This is a genomic window from Streptomyces sp. NPDC046939, assembly GCF_040644575.1.
Classification (GTDB): domain Bacteria; phylum Actinomycetota; class Actinomycetes; order Streptomycetales; family Streptomycetaceae; genus Streptomyces.
The window spans coordinates 76052-98699 of record NZ_JBEYWV010000008.1 but is presented as its reverse complement, the minus strand read 5'-3'; the positions used below and the strand labels follow the sequence as shown (position 1 = coordinate 98699).

General features: G+C 71.5%; 21 protein-coding genes and 1 pseudogene. 9 read left to right on the top strand and 13 right to left on the bottom strand.

Annotated features, from left to right (window positions below; all coding sequences use genetic code 11):
- Positions 1 to 46: 46 nt before the first annotated feature.
- The 13 genes from ABZ877_RS11170 to ABZ877_RS11110 all read right to left on the bottom strand — a co-directional run bounded on the left by ABZ877_RS11170 (position 47) and on the right by ABZ877_RS11110 (position 14772).
- Entirely contained in the window at positions 47 to 1360 is a 1314-nt protein-coding gene (locus ABZ877_RS11170; protein WP_361067901.1) for a pectate lyase, read from the bottom strand.
- Positions 1361 to 1481: 121 nt separating this feature from the next.
- Entirely contained in the window at positions 1482 to 2831 is a 1350-nt protein-coding gene (locus ABZ877_RS11165) for a sugar ABC transporter substrate-binding protein (RefSeq protein ID WP_361067898.1), read from the bottom strand.
- Positions 2828 to 4420 carry a family 43 glycosylhydrolase gene (locus tag ABZ877_RS11160; protein WP_361067895.1) on the bottom strand — a complete coding sequence of 531 codons (1593 nt, stop codon included), beginning with the start codon at positions 4418 to 4420 and terminating at the stop codon, positions 2828 to 2830. Before ABZ877_RS11160 ends, ABZ877_RS11165 begins: the two co-directional genes overlap by 4 nt.
- A complete protein-coding gene (locus tag ABZ877_RS11155; RefSeq protein ID WP_361067892.1) occupies positions 4417 to 5268 on the bottom strand; it encodes a PmoA family protein in 852 nt (283 codons plus the stop codon). The genes ABZ877_RS11160 and ABZ877_RS11155 overlap by 4 nt, the downstream gene beginning before the upstream one ends.
- Positions 5265 to 6503, bottom strand: a complete 1239-nt coding sequence (locus ABZ877_RS11150) for a Gfo/Idh/MocA family oxidoreductase (protein ID WP_361067890.1) — start codon at positions 6501 to 6503, stop codon at positions 5265 to 5267. Before ABZ877_RS11150 ends, ABZ877_RS11155 begins: the two co-directional genes overlap by 4 nt.
- A complete protein-coding gene (locus ABZ877_RS11145; protein ID WP_361068373.1) occupies positions 6500 to 7342 on the bottom strand; it encodes a carbohydrate ABC transporter permease in 843 nt (280 codons plus the stop codon). Before ABZ877_RS11145 ends, ABZ877_RS11150 begins: the two co-directional genes overlap by 4 nt.
- Positions 7343 to 7410: 68 nt before the next feature.
- Entirely contained in the window at positions 7411 to 8340 is a 930-nt protein-coding gene (locus ABZ877_RS11140) for a sugar ABC transporter permease (RefSeq protein WP_361067887.1), read from the bottom strand.
- Between the two features lie 99 nt (positions 8341 to 8439).
- Complete coding sequence (gene araD, locus ABZ877_RS11135; protein WP_361067884.1) at positions 8440 to 10179, bottom strand: L-arabinonate dehydratase; 1740 nt, start codon at positions 10177 to 10179, stop codon at positions 8440 to 8442.
- Complete coding sequence (locus ABZ877_RS11130) at positions 10176 to 11108, bottom strand: dihydrodipicolinate synthase family protein (RefSeq protein WP_361067881.1); 933 nt, start codon at positions 11106 to 11108, stop codon at positions 10176 to 10178. The genes araD and ABZ877_RS11130 overlap by 4 nt, the downstream gene beginning before the upstream one ends.
- Positions 11105 to 11803 (bottom strand): GntR family transcriptional regulator, encoded by a 699-nt coding sequence (locus ABZ877_RS11125; protein WP_361067878.1) that lies wholly within the window; start codon positions 11801 to 11803, stop codon positions 11105 to 11107. Before ABZ877_RS11125 ends, ABZ877_RS11130 begins: the two co-directional genes overlap by 4 nt.
- A 159-nt stretch (positions 11804 to 11962) precedes the next feature.
- Positions 11963 to 12544: a TIGR03086 family metal-binding protein gene (locus ABZ877_RS11120; protein ID WP_361067875.1), complete on the bottom strand. Its 582-nt coding sequence runs from the start codon at positions 12542 to 12544 to the stop codon at positions 11963 to 11965.
- 96 nt (positions 12545 to 12640) lie between these two features.
- Positions 12641 to 13801: a hypothetical protein gene (locus tag ABZ877_RS11115; protein ID WP_361067872.1), complete on the bottom strand. Its 1161-nt coding sequence runs from the start codon at positions 13799 to 13801 to the stop codon at positions 12641 to 12643.
- Positions 13798 to 14772 (bottom strand): 5-dehydro-4-deoxyglucarate dehydratase, encoded by a 975-nt coding sequence (locus ABZ877_RS11110; RefSeq protein WP_361067869.1) that lies wholly within the window; start codon positions 14770 to 14772, stop codon positions 13798 to 13800. The genes ABZ877_RS11115 and ABZ877_RS11110 overlap by 4 nt, the downstream gene beginning before the upstream one ends.
- A gap of 250 nt (positions 14773 to 15022) precedes the next feature.
- Between ABZ877_RS11110 and ABZ877_RS11105 the strand changes: the two genes are divergently transcribed.
- From ABZ877_RS11105 to ABZ877_RS11065, 9 genes and pseudogenes are all read left to right on the top strand, one after another.
- Positions 15023 to 15877 (top strand): NAD(P)-dependent oxidoreductase, encoded by an 855-nt coding sequence (locus ABZ877_RS11105; protein ID WP_361067866.1) that lies wholly within the window; start codon positions 15023 to 15025, stop codon positions 15875 to 15877.
- 339 nt (positions 15878 to 16216) lie between these two features.
- Positions 16217 to 16897 (top strand): DUF6082 family protein, encoded by a 681-nt coding sequence (locus ABZ877_RS11100; protein WP_361067863.1) that lies wholly within the window; start codon positions 16217 to 16219, stop codon positions 16895 to 16897.
- Between the two features lie 88 nt (positions 16898 to 16985).
- Positions 16986 to 17207: pseudogene (locus tag ABZ877_RS11095) on the top strand (IS5/IS1182 family transposase); the annotation flags it as partial.
- A complete protein-coding gene (locus ABZ877_RS11090) occupies positions 17183 to 17347 on the top strand; it encodes a hypothetical protein (protein ID WP_361068390.1) in 165 nt (54 codons plus the stop codon). The pseudogene ABZ877_RS11095 and the gene ABZ877_RS11090, both read left to right, overlap by 25 nt.
- Positions 17348 to 17606: 259 nt before the next feature.
- Positions 17607 to 18368 carry a DeoR/GlpR family DNA-binding transcription regulator gene (locus ABZ877_RS11085; RefSeq protein WP_361067860.1) on the top strand — a complete coding sequence of 254 codons (762 nt, stop codon included), beginning with the start codon at positions 17607 to 17609 and terminating at the stop codon, positions 18366 to 18368.
- Between the two features lie 104 nt (positions 18369 to 18472).
- A complete protein-coding gene (locus ABZ877_RS11080) occupies positions 18473 to 19846 on the top strand; it encodes a sugar ABC transporter substrate-binding protein (protein WP_361067857.1) in 1374 nt (457 codons plus the stop codon).
- Positions 19843 to 20802: a sugar ABC transporter permease gene (locus ABZ877_RS11075; RefSeq protein WP_361067854.1), complete on the top strand. Its 960-nt coding sequence runs from the start codon at positions 19843 to 19845 to the stop codon at positions 20800 to 20802. The genes ABZ877_RS11080 and ABZ877_RS11075 overlap by 4 nt, the downstream gene beginning before the upstream one ends.
- Positions 20799 to 21662, top strand: coding sequence for a carbohydrate ABC transporter permease (locus tag ABZ877_RS11070; protein WP_361067851.1), 864 nt, complete (start codon positions 20799 to 20801; stop codon positions 21660 to 21662). The genes ABZ877_RS11075 and ABZ877_RS11070 overlap by 4 nt, the downstream gene beginning before the upstream one ends.
- On the top strand, positions 21659 to 22648 hold the full coding sequence (locus ABZ877_RS11065; protein WP_361067848.1) for a zinc-dependent alcohol dehydrogenase family protein: 990 nt from the start codon (positions 21659 to 21661) through the stop codon (positions 22646 to 22648). Before ABZ877_RS11070 ends, ABZ877_RS11065 begins: the two co-directional genes overlap by 4 nt.

Here is a 22648-nt window from a genome sequence, read left to right as displayed (position 1 = left end):
TGCGCGAGCAACCACGACGCTCCCGCACCCGGCGAACAACAGAACCTCAACGAAGCCGATCCGCCCCGGCCCCCCGACCGACAACCCGGGCCACGACCTCCGCCGGGTCCACCCGCATACGCAGGACCGGCGTCCACCCGGCCCCCGAGGCCAGCGGGGCCGACGGATTGGCCGCGTTGTAGGCGGCGATCAGATCGGTCTCCGTGCCGTTCACGACATTGCCCTCGGCGGTGAGCGGCGAGTCGCTCCACCGGTGCAGCACCGCCGAGGCCCCGACCCCGGGCGGCAGCGTGAACGCGTTCTTCTCGGCGTGGAGCCGCGACTTGAACCCGATGCCGAACGAGTAGCCGTAGTCGTCGCCCGCGACATAGGAGTTGTTGTACGCGTCGACCTGCCCGAACCGGACGCGCGGGGCGCGTTCGACGAGGTTCCTGAAGAGGTTGTGGTGCAGGGTGACCCGGAGCTTGCCCTCGTCGGTGGCGCCCGCGCTGTCGCTGTTGCCGATCATGAAGGTCTTGTCGTGGTCCTCGAAGACGTTCCAGGACGCGGTGACGTGGTCGGCGCCCCGGACGACGTCGAGCTCGCCGTCGTGCTGCTGGAAGAGGCGGCCGTAGTGGCTGGGCAGCGTGGAGTCGGGGTGGTCGCCGTCGGTGAACGTGTTGTGGTCGAGCCAGACGTGGGTGGCGTTGTGGACTACGGCGGCGTCGTACTCGGAGTTCCAGTTGCCGGTGGAACCGTCGGTCGGGTCCCACTGCGGGAAGCAGTCGAGCGGGGACTCCAGGGTGAGGCCGCGCACGATGACGTTGTCGACGCCGTTGATCTGGAGGCTGCCGCCGACGATACCCGCGCCGTGGCCGACGCCGATGATGGTGGTGTTGGCGGGAACGGCCGCCTTGATGGCCTTGGCCTGGGCAGCGGCGGACTGGTCGCGCAGGTACTCCTGGGTGCCGGGGGTCGCCTTCTCGCCCTCCAGGTCCGTGTCGTAGCCCCAGACGGCGGGGTCGTAGTCGGCGAGGTACCGGTCGAAGTCGTAGCCGGGGACGGCGAAGTCGGAGCAGTCCGCGCCGTCGGCGTCGAGCGTGCCCTTGACCTTGACGATGCGCGGGGCGGTGCCCTCGACGGCGAGGGCCGCCTTGAACTCGGCCCAGGTGGTGACGGTGAAGACGCGGTCACGGGTGGCGGCGGCGCCGCCCGTGGTGCCGGTCGTCGCGGCCGCCCAGCCGTCGCGGGCGGGCAGCGTCTGCCGCGCGAGGTCGCGGCCGTGGGCCTGGGCGGCGCCTGTGGTGGTGGCAGCGAGGAAGAGGGCGGTGCACCCGACGATCCCGGCTATGACGCGAGCATGACATATGACGGTGTTCACTGTGCGGCTCCTCGATTCGAAACTGCGAAGGGTACGGATGGGTGGGCCCGACGGCGGGGGTATGGCGGGGCTGCCCGGTGCGCCCCGCCGCCGGACCGGTCTCGTATGGGCGCGTGGCGGCCTACTTCGCCTGCGCCTTCCATTCGTCCTGCGCCTTGTTGAGCTGCTCGGCGAGGTGGTCGAGGAACTGCTTCGCGGACTGCTTGCCGAGCAGGACCTTCTGCAGGTCGTCCTCGTTGTCGGCCTTGGAGACGGTGTTCCAGTCGGGCAGGTAGTACGGCAGGTCCACGATCTTGGTGGAGCCGGAGGAGAGCGCCTCGGCGGCGAGCCGGGTCGGCTCCGACTTCCGCACCCAGGCGTCCTTGGCGGCGTCGGTGTTGGCCGGGATCTGCCTGGCCTGCTCGTTCCACTTGCTGTTCGAGGCGTGCGAGGCGGCGAACTCGATGAACTTCCAGGCGGCCTGCTTGTTCTTGCTCGCCTTGAACAGGCCCAGGCCGTCGACGGGGTTGGAGACCTGGACGCGCGTGCCGTCCTCCGCGGTCGGGCTCGGCAGGCCGCGGAACTTGTCGCCGAACGCCTTCACGTGGTCGCCGTAGGAGCCCAGGTTGTGGCTGAGCATGCCGATCTGGCCGCTGTCGAACTGGGCGACCATCTTGGTGAAGTCGTTGTTGACGTCGGCGGACGGCGTGGCCTTCTTGTAGAGGCCGACGTACTTCTCCAGCGCGGCCACGTTCTTCGGGTCGTTGACCGTGGTCCTGGTGTTGTCCGCGTCCCAGAACGACGTGATGCCGCTCTGCCCGTACATCGCGTCGAGGGCCTGCGCGATGGAGCCCTCGCCGCCGCGGATGGTGTAGCCGAATCTGTTCTTGCTCGTGTCGGTGAGCTTGGCGGCGGCCTCGTAGAACTTGCTCCACGTCGTCGGCGCGTCCAGGCCGGCCGCCTTGAACAGGTCGGTGCGGTAGTACAGGACGCCGTTGTTGGCCGAGGTGGGGACGGTGAACAGTGTGGAGTTCGAGCCGCCCGCGGACTTCACGGACCGCAGGAAGGCGTCGTTCAGCTTGCCGTTGAGGGAGCTGGTGGCGAGCCGGTCGTCGAGGGGTTCGAGGGCGTTCTGCGCGGCGATCCCGGCGAGCATGGCGGTGCCGACGCCGCCGACGTCGGGCAGGCCGCCGCCCTGGATCGCGGTGTCGTACTTGGACTGCACGTTCTCGGCGGGGATGCCGACGTACTTGACCTTGATGTCCGGGTTGGCCTTCTCGAAGTCCTTGATGATCTCCATCCAGACGTCGCGGCGCACCGCCGTGTTGTTGTCCCAGAAGGTGATCTCCCCCTTGCCGGAACCCTCGTCGCCCTTGTCGCCGCCCGCACCGCTGCCGTCGTCGCCGCAGGCGGTCGCGGTGAGCGCGAGGACGGTGGTCAGGGCGAGGGCGGTGCCGGTGCGGAGCGCGCCTTTGCGCATGCGGATGTTCATGGTCGGCTCATCTCTTCTGCTGGATCCAACGGGTTGTCGCGGGGGGTGATGCCGAAGTGCGTGAACAGGGCGGTGCCGGCCGGGCCCGTGCCGGGCGGTGCCGCCGCGAACAGGGCGAGGAGCGCGCCGACCCAGCGCCAGGGCGTCGCGGCGAAGACCTGCCCCGAGGGCCGGAACCCGGCGCCGTCGCCCGTGTCGAGGGCGAAGCGGCAGCGCGCCCCGTCGGTGATGTCGATCCGCAGCCGGGCCGTGCCGTGCGGCACGGGGCGCTCGCCGGCGGCGTCGCGTTCGGCGTCGGCGACGGTCTCGGCGAACCGGTGCACGGCGCGGGCGGTGCCGTCCTCGCCGCGCTCCAGGCCGATCCAGGGGTAGGCGTCACCGAGGACGACGAGACCGGCCCGTGCGCCGGGCGCGGTGCTGGTGAGGGAGAGGCCGACCTCGACGCGGGAGGGCCGGAGCGGCAGCCGCTGGGTGAGCAGGTGCGGGGTGCGGCGCAGGTCGCGCACCCCGTCCGCCGACCGGACGCAGGTCAGCCGCAGCCCGTCCCCGGCGTGCGAGACGGCCCAGCCGTCGCGGGGGTTGGCGGTCCACTGCCACTGCCGCCCGAACCGGCCGCCGGGGAAGTCGTCGTCGGTGGCGGGCGCGGCCACGGGCTGCGCGGGCAGATCGGGCTTGCGGTGTACGAGAACGGGGGCGCCGGGGGCGGCTTCGTCACCGAGCACGGGCCAGCCGTCGGCACCCCAGCGCATCGGTTGCAGATGCACGACACGCCCGTACGGGCCGCGCTGCTGGAAGTGCAGGAACCAGTCCTCGCCCGCGCCGGTCCGCACCCAGCCGCCCTGGTGGGGGCCGTTGATCGCGGTCGTCCCCTGTTCCAGGACGACGCGCTCCTCGTACGGGCCGAAGAAGGAGCGGGAGCGGAACGCGCCCTGCCAGCCGGTCTCCACGCCGCCTGCCGGAGCGAAGATCCAGTACCAGCCGTCGTGGCGGTAGACCTTCGGGCCCTCGATGGTGAACCAGCCGGGGAGCGCGTCCCCGTCGATGATCACCTGCCCCTCGTCGAGGAGTGCGCGGCCGTCGGGGCTCATGCGGTGGCCGGTGAGCCGGTTCTTGACGCCGGCCCGCGAGCGGGCGTAGGCGTGCACGAGGAACGCCTCACCGCTCTCCTCGTCCCAGAGCGGGCACGCGTCGATGAGCCCTTTGCCCGCCTTGAGGAGGTGGGGTGTCGTCCATGGGCCCCTGATTGACGGCGAGTTGATCTGGTGGATGCCGTGGTCGGGGTCGCCCCAGAAGATCCAGAAGCGGCCGTCGTGGTGGCGCAGGGACGGGGCCCAGACACCGCAGTCGTGGTGGGGCGTCGTGAACGCCTCGGCGGGTTCGAGCCGGTCCAGGGCGTGGCCGACGAGCGTCCAGTTGACGAGGTCACGGGAGTGCAGGAGCGGCAGGCCGGGGACGCGGCCGAAGCTGGAGGCGGTCAGGTAGAAGTCGTCGCCGACGCGGACGACGTCGGGGTCGGACCAGTCGGCCGCGAGGACCGGGTTGCGGTACGTGCCGTCGCCCAGGTCGCCGGTGCGGGCTGCCGCGCTCACGCGGTCACCGCCTTGCGGACGAGGGCGGCGGCGCGGGCCCGGTCGAGACGGCCGTCGGCGACGACCGTGACGACGCGGCGCACGGCGGTCTCCCCCGCCCCGATCCGCAGCCGCGCTCGCGAGGCCAGCGAGGAGCCGACGCCCGGGTACTCCCCCGTACGCACGAACCACGGGTCGCGGCGGGTCTCGGCGGTGGCCCCCGCGAAGACGAGGGTCCAGCCGTCGCCCGCCATGGCCAGCCAGTCGGCGGTACGGCCGTGCACGGCGGACTCGCCCTCGGCGGCGGCGGTGAGGACGGCGGGCGGGGCCGCCTCCTTGGGCGCGCGCCAGAAGAAGCCGCCGTACGCGGCGCCGGGGCGGCCGTTGGTGGCCGGGCTGCCGATGCTGATCTCCTCGGCGCCGGGGTTGGTGAGGGAGAAGGTGAGGTCCAGCGCCCAGGCGTCGGGGGCGAGCCGTGTCGTGGCGACCGTGCGGCGCTCGCGCAGGACGAGGCAGCCGCCCGCCGTCCACTCCAGGTCCTCGACGAAGCCGTCCGGGTCGCACAGCTTGAACTCGATGTGGCGTTGCTCGCCGTGGTTGTCCAGTTCGGTGGGGCCCTGGTCGCGGACGTAGGTGCGGCCGCCCCAGAAGTTGAACCCGGCGACGTCGGGCACGGCGACGCTCACGCCGAGGTGGTGGCGGTGGTCGGCGGGCGCGAACTCGGTGACGGGGACGCCGCCGAGGGTGGTGACCGGGTGCAGGCAGGGGCGCGGCGAAAGGCGGTGCCCGACGTCGGGGCGCGGGTCGTAGCGGGCGACGGGGCGGCCCGCGCAGCTCAGCGTCAGCGGGGCGGTGGCGAGTGGGCTCATGATGCTGCCTCCAGTCCTGACCGGGGCCCGGCCCATCGCGCGCCGAGCCCGGCGTAGCCGGTGAGGGAGTCCGCGCTGGCGGCGACGAGCGCGTCGATGCCGTGCACGACACGGCGGGGGGCGGCGCCCTCGCCCGCGCCGGGGAGCGTCGTCCAGGCGTCGGCGGGCAGGGCGCGCGGGTCCGGGGCGCGCCGGATCTCCTCGACGACGCGCATGAAGGCGCCGGTCGCTGCGGGCGGTACGAGGAGGTCGGCGCCGGACGTCAGATGGTCGAGGAGGTTCTCCAGGAGGTCCGTGCGGCCGAAGACGGTCTCCTCGGGGCCGTGCCCCGCGCGCTGGACGAGGACGCGGTCCTGCTTGTACCAGAAGGTGATCCGGCCCCGGCTGCCGTGCACGACGACGTACGGCTCCTCGGCGCGCTCGGCGCAGAGCGTGGCGGCGACGGTGACGCGCGCGCCGTCGCGCGGGGTGATCTCGACGAAGGAGGTGTCGTCGGCCTCGATGGCGTTGGCGCGGAAGAGTTCGGTGCGGACGGCGGCGAGGTCGTCGCCGCCGGTCGCGCCGGAGAGGGCGAGGGCGGTGGAGACGGCGTGGGCGAGGGGGTTGGTGAGGACGCCGTCGACGACGTCGATGTATCCGGCGCCGGGGCCCGTGCCGGTGGGGGCGGGGGCGGGGAGGCGGCGGCGACCGGCCCACGGGGCGCGCCGGAAGTACGCCTCGTCGCGGACCCAGGCCCCGGCGGCGCCGAAGCCGAGGGGTTCGCCGATGTGGCCGTCGCGCACGAGATCTCGTATATGAGACATCGCGTGCGAGCCGAGCGACTGGAACCCGATCTGGCAGGCGACCCCCGCCTCCTCCACGCCCCGCACCATCCGCTCGTATTCCGTATATGACGGGGCGGGCGGCTTCTCCAGGAGGAGGTGGACGCCCCGGCGCGCGGCGGTCAGCGCCAGGTCCGTGTGGGTCGGGATCGGGGTGCAGACGATGGCCACGCGGGCGCCGGTCGCGTCGAGGAGAGCGCCGAGGTCGTCGCCCTGCGCGACGCCGCCGCCCTTCCCGTCCGCCCCGAACCCCTCCAGCTCCGGTCCCTCCAGCGGCTTCAGTTCGCAGACCCCGGCGAGTGTGACCCGTCCGGCGTCGGTGAGGCGCCGCAGGTTGTTCAGGTGCCAGCGGCCGTGCCCGCGCGCGCCCGCGAGGACGACGGGGACCGGCTCAGCGATCCGCGCCCCGCTCATCCCTTCACCGCCCCGGCGCTGAACCCCGTGACCAGCCACTTCTGGATGAACGCGAAGACGATGACGACCGGCACCGCCGCGACGACACCGCCCGCCGCGAGCGCCCCCAGGTCCACCGAGTCGGCGCCCATCAGCGTCGCGAGCCCGACCGGGATCGTCTGCTTGTCCTGGTCCGAGAGGAACATCAGGGCGAACAGGAAGTGGTTCCAGCTGTGCACGAAGGCGAAGGAGCCGACCGCGATCAGGCCCGGCCGCAGCAGGGGAAGCACGACCGCGCAGAAGGCGCGGAAGCGTCCGCAGCCGTCGACCCAGGCCGCCTCCTCCAGGGAGTACGGCACGTTCTTGATGAACCCGCTGATCAGGATCATGGTCAGCGGCAGTTGGAAGACGGTCTCGGCGATGATGACGGAGCCGAGCGAGTTGATCATCTTCAGGTTGGCGAAGATCTGGAACAGCGGGACCAGCATCAGCGCGCCCGGGATGAACTGCGAGCACAGCAGCGCCAGCATGAAGCTCTGCTTGATCCGGAAGTTGAAGCGGGCGAGAGCGTAGCCGCCGGCCAGGGCGACCACCGTCGTCATCAGCATCGAGGCGACGCCGACGAGCAGGCTGTTCTGGAAGAAGATCCCGAAGGACCGCTCGTTCCAGACCTTGTCGAAGTGGTCGAAGGTCAGCGGCCACGGCACGAGCGAGGTGGACCCGGCGGGCCGGAACGCGAAGAGCAGCATCCAGTAGAACGGGACCAGCGTGAAGAGGAGGTAGACGCCGAGCGGCACATAGATCTGCCAGCGCGGCACGTCGTCGTAGGAGCGGCCCTTCCTCGGGGGTGCGGGGGCGATCCGGTGGCGGCCGCCGGACGTCGTGGCGGCGGGTGCGGTGACGGTGGTCGACTGGGCTTCCTTGACGTTCACTTCTCTCCGCCCCCGAACTTGCTCAGCCGCAGATAGACCATCGAGCAGAACAGGAGGATCACGAAGGCGATGGAGGTCAGCGCGGACGCGTAGCCGAAGTCGTGGCTGTCGACGGCGATGGAGGCGATGCGCAGCGGCAGGGTGGTCGTCTCGCCCGCGGGCCCGCCGCCGGTGAGGGTGTAGAGCAGGTCGACGTTGTTGAACTCCCACACCGCGCGCAGCAGCGTGGACAGGATGATCGCGTCCTTCAGGTGCGGCAGCGTGATGTGCAGGAACTGCCGCCAGCGGCTCGCGCCGTCGACCTCGGCGGCCTCGTACAGGTCCTTCGGGACGGACTGGAGGTCGGCGAGGATGAGGATCGCGAAGAAGGGGACGCCGCGCCAGAGTTCGGCGGTGACGACGGCCGGGAAGACGGTCGCGGTGTCCGACAGCCACGAGGTGCCGTAACTGCCCACGCCCACGTCGGCGAGGTAACGGGTGATGCCGGTCTGGGAGTTGTAGAGCAGCATCCAGACGGCGGAGGTCAGCACGCCGGAGACGGCCCACGGGGAAAAGACGAGGGCGCGGGCCATCGCGCGGCCGACGAAGGTCTGGTTGACGACGAGCGCGAGGCCGAGCCCGAGCAGCAGTTGGAGCACCACCTGTACGACGACCCACTGGAGGCTGAAGCCGAGCGTGTGCCAGAAGTCGGGGTCGTCGGTGAACGCGGTGACGAAGTTGTCGAACCCGGCGAAGCCGTTCCGCCATGGCTTGGTGGGGTTGTAGTGCTGGAGGCTGTAGTAGAAGACGCTGATCACGGGGTACGCGATGAAGCCCAGCATCAGCAGCCCGGCGGGGGCGATCAGCAGGTACGGCAGCCTGCGCGGGGTGGCCGACGTGCGGCGCCGGCCGGGCGGGGCTTTCGCCACGGCGGTGGCTTGGGCCATGACTGGACTCCGTTCTCGAAAGCGCTTTCCAAACGGGGTGCGCGGTGTCTGGGCGCAGGGCGGGCGGTGGCGGGTGCCGGGAGGGGCGACGGGCGCGGGTCAGCCCGCGTAGGGGTCGGGGACCTCGCCCGGCCTGGCCAGGAAGGCGAAGTCGCAGCCGGTGTCGGCCTGGGTGATCTGCTCGTTGTAGAGCGCGCCGTAACCGCGCTCGTAGCGCTCGGGCGGCGCGGCCCATGCGGCGCGGCGCCGGGCCAACTCGTCGTCGGACACGTTGAGTTGCAGAGTGCGGGCGGCGACGTCGAGGGTGATGCTGTCCCCGGTCCGTACGAGTGCCAGCGGTCCGCCGACGTACGACTCGGGGGCGATGTGCAGCACGCACGCCCCGTAGCTGGTGCCGCTCATGCGGGCGTCGGAGATCCGCACCATGTCCCGTACGCCCTGCTTGAGCAGGTGGTCGGGGATCGGCAGCATCCCGTACTCGGGCATGCCGGGACCGCCCTTGGGTCCTGAGTTGCGCAGGACGAGGACGCTGTCGGCGGTGATGCCGAGGTCCGGGTCGTCGATGGTGCGCTGCATCGTCTTGTAGTCGTCGAAGACGACGGCGGGCCCGGTGTGCTTGAGCAGGTGCGGCTCGGCGGAGATGTGCTTGATGACCGCGCCGTCGGGGCAGAGGTTGCCGCGCAGGACGGCGACTCCGCCCTCGGTGGCGACGGGGTTGTCGCGGGTGCGGATGACGTCGTCGTGGTGGACGGTGGCGCCCGCGAGCTGGTCGCCGAGGCGGCCGTTGACGGTCGGGCGGTCCAGGTGGAGCAGATCCGTGATGCGGGAGAGGAAGGCGGGCAGGCCGCCCGCGAAGTAGAAGTCCTCCATCAGGTACGTCTGTCCGCCCGGCCGTACGTTGGCGAGGACCGGCACGCTGCGGGCGATGCGGTCGAAGTCGTCGAGTGTCAGCCGGACGCCCGCGCGGCCCGCCATGGCGATCAGGTGGATCACGGCGTTGGTCGAGCCACCGAGACCGAGGACCGTGGTGACGGCGTCCTCGAAGGCGTTCGCCGTGAGGATCTCGGACGGCTTGAGGGCGGCCCAGGCCAGCTCGACGGCGCGGCGTCCGGAGGCCGCGGCCATCCGCTCGTGCGCCGAGTCGACCGCGGGGATCGAGGAGGCGCCGGGCAGCGTCATGCCGAGCGCTTCCGCGGCGGCGGTCATCGTGGAGGCGGTGCCCATGGTCATGCAGTGACCGGGCGAGCGCGCCAATCCGCCTTGCAACTCCCGCAGTTCGCAGTCGGTGAGGTTCCCGGCGCGGTGCTCGTCCCAGTACTTCCACATGTCGGTGCCGGAGCCGAGCGTCTCGCCGCGCCAGTGTCCGGGCAGCATCGGCCCGGCGGGCACGAAGAGGGACGGCACGTCGGCGGAGGTCGCACCCATGAGCAGGGCCGGGGTCGACTTGTCGCAGCCGCCGAGCAGGACCGCCGCGTCGACCGGGTAGGAGCGCAGCAGCTCCTCGGTCTCCATCGCGAGGAGGTTGCGGTAGAGCATCGGGGTCGGCTTCTGGTACGTCTCCGAGAGCGTGGAGACGGGGAACTCCAGGGGGAAGCCGCCCGCCTGCCAAACACCCCGCTTGACCGCCTCGGCGCGTTCGCGCAGGTGGACGTGGCAGGGGTTGATGTCCGACCAGGTGTTGAGGACGGCGATCACCGGTCGGCCCCGGTACTCCTCGGCCTCGTAGCCGAGCTGGCGCATCCGCGCGTTGTGCGACCAGGTGCGCAGGGCGCCCTCGGTGCCGTACCACTGGTGGGAGCGGAGCGCTTCCGGGGCCAGTCTCGGGCGGCCGTCGGTCATATGGACCACCCCGCGGCGATCGCGGCGACCTCGGCGCGCTCCGCCTCCGGCAGCTCCTGGCTGGGCGGGCGCACCTCGCGGCGGCACAGGCCGAGCGAGGCGAGGGCCTCCTTGACGACGGTGACGTTGTTGGCGGAGGCGTCGGCGCCGCGCAGCTCCTCGAAGCGGCGGATCTGCTCCCACACCTTCATGGCCTTCGGATAGTCGCCGGATCGAAGCGCTTCGATCATGGACAGGGAGATGCCCGGCGCGACGTTCACGAGCCCCGACGTGAAGCCGCTGGCCCCCGCCGAGAAGTACGAGGGGGCGTACGGCTCGGCGAGCCCGGCGACCCAGACGAACCGGTCCAGGCCCGCGTCCCGGGCGAACGCGGCGAACCGCGCGGCGTCCGGCACCGCGTACTTCACACCGATCACGTTCGGGCAGTCCGCGCCAAGCTCGGCGAGGCGGGCGCCGGGCAGCGCCGCGTTCTTCAGGTACGGGACGACGCCGATCTCGGGGACGGCCCGCGCGATGGCCCGGTGGTAGTCGACCCAGCCGCCGTCGGAGACGTACGGGTGCACGGGCTGGTGCACCATCACCATGTCGGCGCCGAGGTCACGGGCGTGGCGGGCGGCCTCGACGGCCGTCGGGACGTCGTGCCCGACGCCGACCAGGACCGAGGCGCCGGGCCGCTCCCCCGCCTCGGTGAGGGTCAGCTCGGTGACGAGCCGCCGCTCCCGCGGGGTCAGGGCGTAGAACTCGCCGGTGTTCCCGTTCGGCGTGAGCGTGCGCACCCCGGCGTCGAGCAGCCGCCGCAGCAGGGCCTTGTACGCGGCCTCGTCGACCGACCCGTCCTCGGCGAACGGGGTCACGGGGATCGCCACCACGTCGGCCAGCGCGGTCCGCTGGGCCTGGAACGCGTACGACGCTATCGGCGTGCCGGTCATGAGCGCGGCCCGCCCTTCCGGTTCGGCTGCTGCTTCGGCTGGTCCGGGCCGAGGATCTCGATCTCGGGGAACGCCCGGCGCACGAACGAGGCGATGTGGTCGCGCAGCGCCCGGGAGGCGCCCTGCGCGTCACCGGCGAGCGCCAGCTCCAGGATCTCCTGGTGCTCGGCGGCCTCCCGGTCCCAGGAGGGGTGCGCGGCCCAGGCGACGGCGGAGACGAGCGCGGCCTGGTCGCGGACCTCGTCGAGCATCTTGCCGAGCAGCGGGTTGCCGCAGGGGACGTAGAGCGCGCGGTGGAACTCCCGGTTGGCGAGGGAGCGCTGAGCCGTGTCGTTCGCCGTGGCGGCGCGCTCCAGGGCCTCGCGGGCGGCGTCGAGGGAGGCGCGGCGGTGCACCGTGCGGCGCAGCGCCTCGGGTTCGAGGAGGAGGCGCACGTCGTAGACCTCGCGGGCCATGTCCGCGTCCACCATGCGCACCGTGACGCCCTTGTACTGGCTCATCACGACGAGTCCGGTCCCCGCCAGGGTCTTGAGCGCCTCGCGCACCGGTGTCTTGGAGACGCCGAACTGCGCGGCGAGATCGGTCTCCACCAGTGGCTGGCCCGGCCGCAACTGCCCGGTCAGGATGCGGTGCTTGATCTCGTCCTGCACGTACTGCGTACGGGAGGAGGGGATCGGGGTGGGCACTGAGGTCATGCGCGCCTCTCGCGTGTGGGTGCGGCGGTACGGGGTCGTTCGTGCATCCCGTATCGCGTATCGCGTCTCATATATGACGTACGAAGTACGACGCGTTGAAGCTAGAAGCACGGCGATGTTTCGTCAACGCTTCCGACGAAAGAAGTTCGGCCGCCCCGGTCACGCCGTCCAGGCCGGGTCGCGGCCGCTCAGGCCGATGACCCGGTCGAGCAGCGGGGCCCCGTCGGGCACGGGTACGACCGGCCCGAACAGGCCGTCGGGACCGTCGCCCCCGTCGCCGTCCGTCGGCGCGAGGAGGTCGCGGGCGGCGCGCACCGCCGCCTCGTCGGGCACGTACTCCTGGCCGGTGGCGCGGGCCAGGTCCCAGCCGTGCACGACCAGCTCGTCGGCGGTGATCAGGCCCGCGACCGCGCCGGGCAGGTCGAGGCCGCCCGCCCGCGTCATGCCCTCCCAGGCGGCGGGGTCGTTCCAGGTGTCGACCAGTTCGTCCAGCGCCACGGGCAGGAGGGCGCGCCAGTCGGGCGGGAGCTGGGGCAGCCCCGGGCCGGGGTTCGTGCCCTCGTTCTCCTTGCGTCCGGCGGCGCGCAGGCCCGCGGCCAGGCCGACGAGGTGGCCGAGCAGCTCGCGCACGGCGTAGTCGGGGCACGGTGTGGGCAGGCAGAGTTGGTCGTCGCGGACGCCGTGGGCGAGGCGCGCGACGACGCGGGCCTGCGGGCCGAGGTCCACTGGGGTGTCACTCATGGCGGAGGCTGACCTTCCGGTGGGTACGGCGTCCTGGTCGGACGCCTCGCCGGGGTGGACCCGCCGGCGGCCCGGAAATCATCGGTGCCCGCGCTCTCAGATCCGCGTGAGCGCCTCCGTGACGGCGGCCAGGTCCGCGTCGGAGGCGAGCCCGGCGTGGTAGAGCCGCAGCTCGTGCGCGCCCAGGTCACGGGCGGCGCGGGCGTCCTCGGCGAGGGTGCCGGGGCTGCCGCCCATGCCGCGTACGACGGTGAGGTTCGCGGCGACGACGCCCCTGCCCTGCGCGGCGAACGGGCGCACCAGGTCCGCGCCGCCCGTGCAGGGCACGACGACGCCGTCCGCGACGGAGAGGACGTGCGCCGGGTCGACCCCGGCGTTGGCGCCGCAGTGGTACGGGACCGGGTCGGCGTGGAGCAGCACGTGGAAGCCCGGCGGGGCCGCTTCCCGTACCGCCGCCACCGCGGCTTCCTGCAGGGAACGGGCGGTCGCGTCGCGGTGGGCGCGGGTGGCGGCGGCGGTGTCGGCGCCGAGGAGCTTCTCGACGGTGGGCCAGCCGTCGTCCACCTCGTGGCCGCGCCAGAGGGGTTCGAGGGCGGCGCGGACGGCCGCCGCGAGATCGGCGTTCGCCACGCCCTGCTGCTCGTACCCCTGTGCGCAGGCCGGGCAGAAGCAGAGGGACATCAGGTACTGCCCGGCCTCGCCGAGGCCGACGCCGGCCGTCTTGTCGTGGGCGTGCAGATGGGCGAGGCCGTACCAGCCGAGGGACTCCAGTTCGGTGCCGGAGGCGCCGGGGCGGGTGGCGGCCTCGGCGGCGAGGTCGGTCAGGTAGGCGCGGGTGGCGGGCTGCGCGATGCAGGGGGCCCAGGGGTAGCGGTCGCCGTAGGCGTTGCGGACGGAGGTGTCCGGGTGGTCGGCGCCGAGGCGGCTGTTGTGGGCGAGGACGACCCAGGTGTGGACGTCGAGCCCGGCGTCGGCGAGGGCGGCGGCGGCTTCCCCGTAGGCGTCGCCGGGGGCCCAGTCCCCGGCGGCGTAGGGCCTCAACCGCCGCCCCCGCCAGCGTCGTTCGTCGGCCGGGTACAGCACCGAGGCGTGTTCGGCGGTGACGACGCGGTGGCGCGGGTGGCGGGGGGTGAGGGCGCGGGTGGAGTGGTAGGCGGCGGCGAGGGTGACCTGCTGGACACCGAGGCGGGCGATGCGGCGGGCGGCGTCCGGGTCACCGTTGACGTCCCAGGGGTAGACGAACGCGGAGACCTTCACGCGTCGCTCCCTTCCGCGCCCGAGGGTCCTTCGAGGAGCGCCTGGCCGCGCTCGATGAGTTCGGCGAGCTGCTTGACGTGTTCGCCGGTCGGCTCCTGGAGCGGCGGGCGGACCTCGCCGACGTCGAGGCCGCGCAGCCGTACCCCCGCCTTGACCAGGGAGACCGCGTATCCCTTGCCCTGGTTGCGGAGTTCGACGAGCGGCCGGTAGAAGCCGTCGAGCAGCTTGTGCACCGTCGCGTCGTCACCCGTGTTCAGCGCCTTGTGGAACGCCTGCGCGATCTCGGGCGCGAAGCAGAAGACGGCGGAGGAGTAGAGGGTGATGCCGATGCCGCGGTAGGCGAGGCCGGTCAGTTCGGCGGTGGGCAGCCCGTTGAAGTAGAGGAAGTCCTCGCCGGGGGCCTCGGCGCGTACGGCGCTGACGGTGCGCTGCATCAGGTCGAGGTCGCCGAGCCCGTCCTTCAGGCCGAGGATCTTGGGGTGGCGGGCGAGGCCGACGACGGCCTCCGGGGTGAAGACGGCGTTGTCGCGCTGGTAGACGATGACGTCGAGGGAGGTTGCCTCCGCGAGCTGTGTGTAGTGCCGCAGCAAGCCTTCCTGCCCGGCGACGACAAGATAGGGCGGCATGGCCAACAGGCCGTCGGCGCCCGCCCGTTCGGCGAGCCGCGCGTACTGGACGGCGAGCGCCGTGCCGTACCCGGCGCCCGCGACGACGGGCACCCGGCCCTCGGCCGCCTCGACCGCGGCGGCGACGCACGCCTCGAACTCCTCCGGGGCGAGCGCGTGGAACTCGCCGGTGCCGCAGCAGGCGAAGACGGCGGCGGCACCGGCCTCGACGCCGCGCCGTACGTGGGCGCGGTAGGTGTCGAGGTCGACAGCGGCGCCGTCGCCGCCGGGCCCGTACGCGGTGACGGGGAAGAACAGCGGACCGCTGGGGACGCTGAGTCGGGCGGCGAGGGCGGCTGAGGTCACGGGCTCTCCCTGGACATGAACGCGAGCGTGTGCACGTTCCTGGACACAAGCATGTGCACGTTTCTGATCCGCGTCTATATTTCTGAACGCACTCACGGTAAGCCGCCGCAAAGGGGACGGTCAAGCACTCGAACTCATCGCGGCAGCACCACCCTTGACGGGCTCGGACGGCGCTCCCTACCGTGTCCACGCATGTGAATGAGGCGCTTTGCGAGCCCCCGCACCCGGAACAGACACGGAGACCACGCGCATGTCAGAGTCCTCCCCGCCGGCCGGACCCCGCACCATCCTCCTGACCGGCGCCGCCGGCGGGCTCGGCACCCTGATGCGGGAGCTGCTGCCCGCGCACGGTCACGAGCTGCGCCTGTTCGACGTGCGCCCCATCGCGGACGCGCCGGACGCGATCGTCGCCGACCTCAACGACACGGAGGCGCTGCGCGAGGCGGTCCGCGGCGTCGACGGCGTGCTGCACCTGGCGGGCATCTCCCTGGAATCCACCTTCGACAAGATCCTCGACTCGAACATCAGGGGCACCTACCACCTCTACGAGGCCGTGCGCGCCGAGGCCGGGGCCCGCGCGGACGGCAAGGCCCCGCGTGTCGTCTTCGCCTCCTCCAACCACGCCATCGGCTTCACCCCCCGCCCGCACACGGACGAGGGCGACCCGCTCGTCCCCGTCTCGACGCCGCGCCGCCCCGACACGTACTACGGCCTGTCGAAGTCCTTCGGCGAGGACCTGGCCCAGCTCTACTGGGACAAGTTCGGCGTGGAGACGGTCTCGGTCCGCATCGGCTCCTGCTTCAAGGAGCCCACCGACGTCCGCATGATGTCGGTGTGGCTGAGCCCCGCCGACGGCGCCCGCCTCTTCCACGCGGCCCTGACCGCCCCGGACGTCGGCCACACCGTCGTCTACGGCTCCTCCGCCAACACCCGCCTGTGGTGGGACCTCACCAGCGCCCGCGCCCTCGGCTACGACCCCCAGGACGACTCGGAGGAGTACGCGGAGACCCTCCTCGCCGAGTTCGGCCCGCTGACGGACGAGGACCCGGCGCACCAGCACATGGGCGGCCGCTTCGTCAACGACCCGCCGATCTGGCCGCACTAGGCACTGAGTTCCGTCTGCGAGGCAGCTTCGGACCGCACATGCGTAGTCGATCAACAGGTTCCGGTAGGTGGTGTTCGCGAGTTCCGGTGCCAGGGCGATCAGGGGGTTCGTGTTCCAGTCCCTGTTCGAACAGGGCGCATTCGTTCGACCGGCAGGCGCGACAGTCGGTTGATGCCGAGCATGACGACTGCACGTAGGCTGCCCCCTGGCTCGGCCTAGTCACTGGGGCAGGCTCGCCTGGGGGTGATTTACCTGATAGCTCGTGATCGGTCCGTGGCTGCAGCATCAGTGGCTCGCAGGGCGGGCAGAGCTCTGGGGCTGGTCGCCGCTGCGGCGGCCGTGCTGGCGGCGCTGCTGTTGTCACCTTTCGTACTGGAGGACGTCTCCGGCTCCAAGGGAGTCGACTGGAACAGGCTGAGCCAGGTCGGCGCGGCCTACGGTTTCACGTCGGCGATCGTCTCGGCGCTCGCGTTGGCCGGCGTCGCTGCCTCGCTGGTCGTGCAGAACCGCCAGGCCAGGGCGGAGCAGGTCCAGGGAATTCGTAATTACTACCTTGAGCTGGTCCGCCTGGAACTTGATGACATGGCGCTCTACCAGCCTGTGTGGGGCGCCACGGACATTGCCGATCCCCATGAGCGTAAGCGGCATGTCTATGCCGACCTCATGATGAACTACGCGTGGATGGGCTTCGAGATCGGGACCATACGCGAGCCTCTCCTGCGGGACATGCTGGGCGGGATGTTCACCGGAGAAGCTGGGCGGTCCTACTGGAGCAGGGCCCACATCTCATGGACCGCCAGTTCGTCCGGAAGCCGTATCGGTCGTCGGTTCCTGGCCATCGTGGGCGAGGAGCACGCTCGCGCTGTCGCTGCCGGACCACCAACGCCGTCGGCCGTCGCACCCCGCCCACCTGACGTGCCCGCCGCCGGAGCAGCGCCCGCATGGCGGACGTCAGCCGGTGCCCTGATCGGCCTGGGCGCCGGCCTGGCGCTCGGATCGTTCCTGCGCAGCCGACGCTGAAGGTTGCCGGCTGTGCTGAGCGCGGCCTACTGGCGTAAGAACCTGACAATGTGCCAGCCGGCCCTGCCGTTCGGCATCAAGGACGCCCGTGATCGACGCCGACAGCCGACTCGTCGTCGTGGTCGGTCGACCGCTGCCCGGCAACCGCAACGACTGCACGGCGTGGCAGTTGTCCGGAGCCGAGGACGCCGTCGGCAGGACCACGGCGATCGCGGACGGCGGCTACCGGGGCACCGGTCTGGTCCTTCCGCATCGCCGCGAGCGCGGTCAGACCGAACTGCCGGCATGGAAAGAGGAACACAACGCCTCCGGGTCTGGGGTGCGTGGCTCACCGTCCGCAGCACGCATACCGAGCCCTGCGCGACCCTGGGCACCGCCGTCGTCCTGGGCCTCGACGACGGGCCGCCCCTGCGCGTGCAGGCCACCGATCCGTTGTCCGTACAGCGCTGAGAGCGGCGCCGAAAGTTGACGCGGGCACCGAACGGGCCCGTCCGCCCTCCGGTTCGGGCATTCAGGGTGCCCGAATGAACACGCCGCACCGCTTCCCCGCAGGTCCGCGCCGGACGGCCCCTTTTCCGAACGGACCGATTCGGGCAGCATCAAGTCCGCAACAGACCTGGTCACCGCCGCCCCGCGCCGGTAGAACTTCCGGTGCGGGCCCTTCCGGGCCCGAACGGGCAACGGAGCTGCGCCAGGGAGGCGGGTCGGCATGAGCGCGGAGGAACGTCAGCGGGAGATCGTGCGCACCGCGCGCCGCACCGGCTCCGTCGACGTCACGGAACTCGCGATCGAGCTGGGCGTCGCCAAGGAGACCGTCCGCCGCGACCTGCGCGCCCTGGAGGAGCACGGTCTGGTCCGGCGCACGCACGGCGGGGCGTACCCGGTGGAGAGCGCCGGGTTCGAGACGACGCTCGCGTTCCGTACGACGATGCACGTGCCGGAGAAGCGGCGGATCGCCTCCGCCGCCGCCGATCTGCTCGGCGACGCCGAGACCGTCTTCATCGACGAGGGGTTCACCCCGCAGCTGATCGCCGAGGCCCTGCCGCGCGACCGGCCGCTGACCGTCGTCACCGCGTCCCTCGCCACCGCCGGCGCGCTCGCCGAGGCCGACAACACCACGGTGCTGCTGCTCGGCGGCCGGGTCCGCGCGGGCACGCTCGCCACCGTCGACCACTGGACGACGAAGATGCTGGCCGGGTTCGTCATCGACCTCGCCTACATCGGCGCCAACGGCATCTCCCGCGACCACGGCCTCACCACCCCCGACCCCGCCGTGAGCGAGGTCAAGGCACAGGCGATCCGGGCCGCCCGGCGCACGGTCTTCGTCGGCGTCCACACCAAGTTCGGCGCGGTCAGCTTCTGCCGGTTCGCACCGGTGGGCGCGCTTGAGGCGATCGTCACCGGCAGCCAGTTGCCCACGTCCGAAGCACACCGGTACTCACTGATGGGCCCGCAGGTCATCCGGGTCTGAGTCCGATCCCGCCCACGTCACCGCAGACCGCACCACCGCTCGGGCACCCCCATGCCCGCACCTCCCCCTTCATCCCCATAAGTGACATAAGTCCAGGAGCATCCATGCGAACCCAGAGCCGACGGAGGCCGCCGGGCGCCCTGCTCGCCACGGCCGCCGCAGGGACGCTGCTCATCCCCCTCCTGTCCGGCTGCTGGGCCGGCGCCGGCGGGCTCGGTACGGGCGGCGACGCCATCAACGTACTGATGGTGAACAACCCGCAGATGACCCAGTTGCAGAAGCTGACCTCCCGCTACTTCACGCGCGAGACCGGCATCAAGGTCAACTTCACCGTGCTGCCCGAGAACGACGTCCGCGACAAGATCAGCCAGGACTTCGCCAACCAGGCGGGCCAGTACGACGTGGCGACGCTCTCCAACTACGAGATCCCCATCTACGCCCGCAACGGCTGGCTGCACGACCTCGACCCGTACGTGCAGAAGGACACCGGCTTCGACCAGCAGGACATCCTCAAGCCCATGCGCGAGTCGCTCACCGGCGACGACGGCAAGCTCTACGGTGAGCCCTTCTACGGCGAGTCGTCCTTCCTCATGTACCGCAAGGACGTCTTCGCGAAGAAGGGGCTGAAGATGCCCGCGCGCCCCACCTGGCAGCAGGTCGCCGACCTCGCCGCGAAGGTGGACGGCGCCCAGTCCGGCATGAAGGGCATCTGTCTGCGCGGGCTTCCCGGCTGGGGCGAGCTGATGGCGCCGCTGACCACCGTCGTCAACACCTTCGGCGGCACCTGGTTCGACAAGGACTGGACCGCGCGCCTGGACGACAAGGGCTTCAAGGACGCCACCAAGTTCTATGTCGATCTTGTGCGCGAGCACGGTGAGTCCGGTGCCGCGCAGGCCGGGTTCGCCGAGTGCCTCAACAACCTCACCCAGTCCAAGACGGCCATGTGGTACGACGCGACCTCCGCCGCCGGTTCGCTGGAGTCCGCGAACTCGCCGGTCAAGGGGAAGATCGGGTACGTGCCCGCGCCCGTCGTGAAGACCGAGGGCAGCGGCTGGCTCTACACCTGGGCGTGGGGCTTGCAGAAGGCGTCCCACAACCCCGACAACGCCTGGAAGTTCATCTCCTGGGCCTCCGGCAAGGGCTACGAGAAGCTCGTCGGCGAGAAGGTCGGCTGGTCCGACGTCCCGGCCGGCAAGCGCGCCTCGACGTACGAGATCCCGGAGTACCGGCGCGAGGCCGCCGCCTTCGTCGACGTCACCCGCACCGCCATCGAGGGCGCACGGCCGCGCGACCCGGGCGTGCAGAAGCGGCCCGCGCCCGGCATCCAGTTCGTCGGCATCCCCGAGTTCACCGACCTCGGCACCAAGGTCTCCCAGGAGATCAGCGCGGCCATCGCCGGGCGCCAGTCCGTCGACTCGGCCCTGAACAAGTCCCAGGACCTCGCCGCCGAGATCGCGAAGGAGTACGAGGGCCGATGACCAGCACATCGACAACACCGCCGGTGCCCGCGGCCCCCGCCACCCGCACCCGCGTCTCCGACGCCCGCCCCGACGCGCCCAACAAGCTCCGCGCCTGGGCCACCCGCGCGCCCCTCCTGCCCGCCCTGATCTTCATGATCGTCGTGACCCAGCTGCCGTTCGTGGCGACGCTGGTCATCTCCCTGTTCGACTGGAACGCGCTCTACCCGGACGCCCGCCACTTCACCTGGTTCGGCAACTACTCGGAGGTCCTCTCCGACGCCGACCTGCGCAAATCCGTCCTGACGACGATCGTCCTGACTGTCACCGTCGTGCTCGTCAGCCTCGTCGCCGGACTCGGGCTCGCCCTGCTCCTCGACCGCAGGTTCCGGGGGCGCGGGCTCGTCCGTACGCTGCTCATCGCGCCGTTCCTCGTGGTGCCGGTGGCGGCCGCGCTGCTGTGGAAGCACGTGCTCTACAACCCCGAGTACGGGCTCCTCAACGGCCTGCTGCACTACGTCGGAGGGCCGCAGCCGGACTGGATCTCCAACACCCCGCTGATCGCGGTGGAGGTGGCGCTGATCTGGCAGTGGACCCCGTTCATGATGCTGATCCTGCTCGCGGGCCTCCAGTCGCGCTCCCCCGAGCAGATCGAGGCCGCCCGGATGGACGGCGCGAGCCCCTGGCAGATCTTCCGCCACCTCACCCTGCCGCACCTGCGCCGCTACCTGGAGCTGGGCGCGCTGCTCGGTTCGATCTACATCGTGCAGAACTTCGACGCCGTCTTCACCCTCACCTCCGGCGGCCTGGGCACGGCCAACCTGCCCTACACCGTCTACCAGAGCTTCTACCAGGCCCACGAGAACGGCCTCGCGTCGGCCGCCGGCGTCCTGGTCGTCATCGGTTCGATCATCATCGCGACGTTCGCGCTGCGCGTCGTGTCGTCCCTGTTCCGCGAGGAGGTGTCACGCGGATGACCTCCACCGCCATCAGCCCGAACCAGCCCCCGAAGAAGGGCTTCCTCAAGAGCAAGGGCCTCGGTCTCGCCGCCTGGCTGCTCGGCATCGTCTTCTTCCTGCCCATCGCCTGGATGGTCCTCACCTCCTTCCACTCCGAGGAGGACGCGGCGACCAACCCGCCGTCCTTCGCGGCCTCCCTCACCCTCGACGGCTACCGCGACTTCTTCGGCGCGGGCGGCGGCGCGAGCCCCTGGCCCGCGCTGATCAACTCGACCGTCGCCTCGCTCGCGTCCACCCTCCTCGTCCTGGTCCTGGCCCTCCCGGCGGCGTACGCGCTGTCGATCCGGCCGGTGAAGAAGTGGACCGATGTCCTCTTCTTCTTCCTTTCGACGAAGATGCTGCCGGTCGTCGCGGGGCTCCTCCCCCTCTACCTCTTCGCGAAGAACACCGACTTCCTCGACAACATCTGGCTGCTCGTCATCCTCTACACCTCGATGAACCTGCCGATCGCGGTGTGGATGATGCACTCCTTCCTGTCGGAGGTGCCGGTCGCGGTCATCGAGGCCGCGCAGATCGACGGCGCGCGGCTGCCCACCGTCCTGACCCGGGTGGTGGCCCCGATCGCGCTGCCCGGTATCGCGGCGACGGCGCTGATCTGCTTCATCTTCAGCTGGAACGAACTCCTCTTCGCACGGGTGCTGACCGGCGTCGTCGCCGAGACCGCCCCCGTCTTCCTGACCGGCTTCATCACCAGCCAGGGCCTGTTCCTGGCGAAGGTGTGCGCCGCGTCGCTCGTCATCTCCCTGCCGGTGCTCGCCGCGGGGTTCGCCGCCCAGGACAAGCTGGTCCAGGGCCTGTCGTTGGGAGCTGTGAAATGAAGGCCGCGATCGTCGAGTCCGTCGGCAAGGTCGTCGTCGGGGAGGTGCCCGACCCCACGCCGGGCCCCCGCGACGTCGTCGTGGAGGTGGCGGCCTGCGGCCTGTGCGGGACCGATCTGCACATCCGGCAGGGCGAGTTCGCGCCCACGCTTCCGGTCGTGCCGGGCCATGAGTTCGCGGGCACGGTGGCCGAGGTCGGCAGCGCCGTCACCGAGGTCCGGGTCGGCGACCGGGTCGCCGTCGACCCCTCGCTGCACTGTCACGAGTGCCGCTTCTGCCGCGCCGGCCGCGGCAACCTGTGCGAGCGCTGGGCCGCCATCGGCGTCACCACGGCGGGCGGCGCCGCCCAGTACGCCCTCGCCCCCGTCGCCAACTGCGTCCGCCTCCCCGACCACGTACGCACCCAGGACGCGGCCCTCATCGAACCGCTGTCCTGCGCGGTGCGCGGCTACGACGTGCTCCAGTCCCGGCTCGCCTCGCACGTCCTGATCTACGGGTCCGGGACCATGGGGCTGATGATGCTGGAGCTGGCCAAGCGGACCGGCGCGGCGAGCGTCGACGTCGTCGACCTCAACCCGGAGCGGCTCGCCACCGCCAAGCAGCTCGGCGTCTCGGCCTCCGCCGCGACACCGGACGAGCTGGACCGGCCCGAGGGCTGGGACGTGGTCATCGACGCGACGGGCAACGCGGCGGCGATCCAGGACGGTCTCGGCCGCGTCGCCAAGGCGGGCACGTTCCTCCAGTTCGGCGTCGCCGACTACGCGACGCGGGTGGAGATCGACCCGTACCGGATCTACAACCAGGAGATCACCATCACCGGCTCGATGGCCGTCCTGCACAGCTACGAGCGGGCCGCCGAACTGTTCGCGGGCGGGGTCCTCGACCCGGAGGTCTTCATCAGCGACCGGCTGCCGCTCGACCAGTACCCGCAGGCGCTCGACCAGTTCGCGTCCGGGGTGGGCCGCAAGATCGTCGTCGTGCCGTAA

Excerpts from the sequence above, each read along its gene's own strand:
- ABZ877_RS11065 (WP_361067848.1), top strand. The coding sequence starts at position 21,659 with ATGAAGGCCGCGATCGTCGAGTCCGTCGGCAAGGTCGTCGTCGGGGAG.
- ABZ877_RS11080 (WP_361067857.1), top strand. The coding sequence starts at position 18,473 with ATGCGAACCCAGAGCCGACGGAGGCCGCCGGGCGCCCTGCTCGCCACG.
- ABZ877_RS11070 (WP_361067851.1), top strand. The coding sequence starts at position 20,799 with ATGACCTCCACCGCCATCAGCCCGAACCAGCCCCCGAAGAAGGGCTTC.
- ABZ877_RS11140 (WP_361067887.1), bottom strand. The coding sequence starts at position 8,340 with ATGGCCCAAGCCACCGCCGTGGCGAAAGCCCCGCCCGGCCGGCGCCGC.
- ABZ877_RS11125 (WP_361067878.1), bottom strand. The coding sequence starts at position 11,803 with ATGACCTCAGTGCCCACCCCGATCCCCTCCTCCCGTACGCAGTACGTG.
- ABZ877_RS11130 (WP_361067881.1), bottom strand. The coding sequence starts at position 11,108 with ATGACCGGCACGCCGATAGCGTCGTACGCGTTCCAGGCCCAGCGGACC.
- ABZ877_RS11120 (WP_361067875.1), bottom strand. The coding sequence starts at position 12,544 with ATGAGTGACACCCCAGTGGACCTCGGCCCGCAGGCCCGCGTCGTCGCG.
- ABZ877_RS11150 (WP_361067890.1), bottom strand. The coding sequence starts at position 6,503 with ATGAGCGGGGCGCGGATCGCTGAGCCGGTCCCCGTCGTCCTCGCGGGC.
- ABZ877_RS11165 (WP_361067898.1), bottom strand. The coding sequence starts at position 2,831 with ATGAACATCCGCATGCGCAAAGGCGCGCTCCGCACCGGCACCGCCCTC.
- ABZ877_RS11090 (WP_361068390.1), top strand. The coding sequence starts at position 17,183 with ATGGAAAGAGGAACACAACGCCTCCGGGTCTGGGGTGCGTGGCTCACC.
- ABZ877_RS11155 (WP_361067892.1), bottom strand. The coding sequence starts at position 5,268 with ATGAGCCCACTCGCCACCGCCCCGCTGACGCTGAGCTGCGCGGGCCGC.
- ABZ877_RS11105 (WP_361067866.1), top strand. The coding sequence starts at position 15,023 with ATGTCAGAGTCCTCCCCGCCGGCCGGACCCCGCACCATCCTCCTGACC.
- ABZ877_RS11085 (WP_361067860.1), top strand. The coding sequence starts at position 17,607 with ATGAGCGCGGAGGAACGTCAGCGGGAGATCGTGCGCACCGCGCGCCGC.
- araD (WP_361067884.1), bottom strand. The coding sequence starts at position 10,179 with ATGACCGACGGCCGCCCGAGACTGGCCCCGGAAGCGCTCCGCTCCCAC.
- ABZ877_RS11075 (WP_361067854.1), top strand. The coding sequence starts at position 19,843 with ATGACCAGCACATCGACAACACCGCCGGTGCCCGCGGCCCCCGCCACC.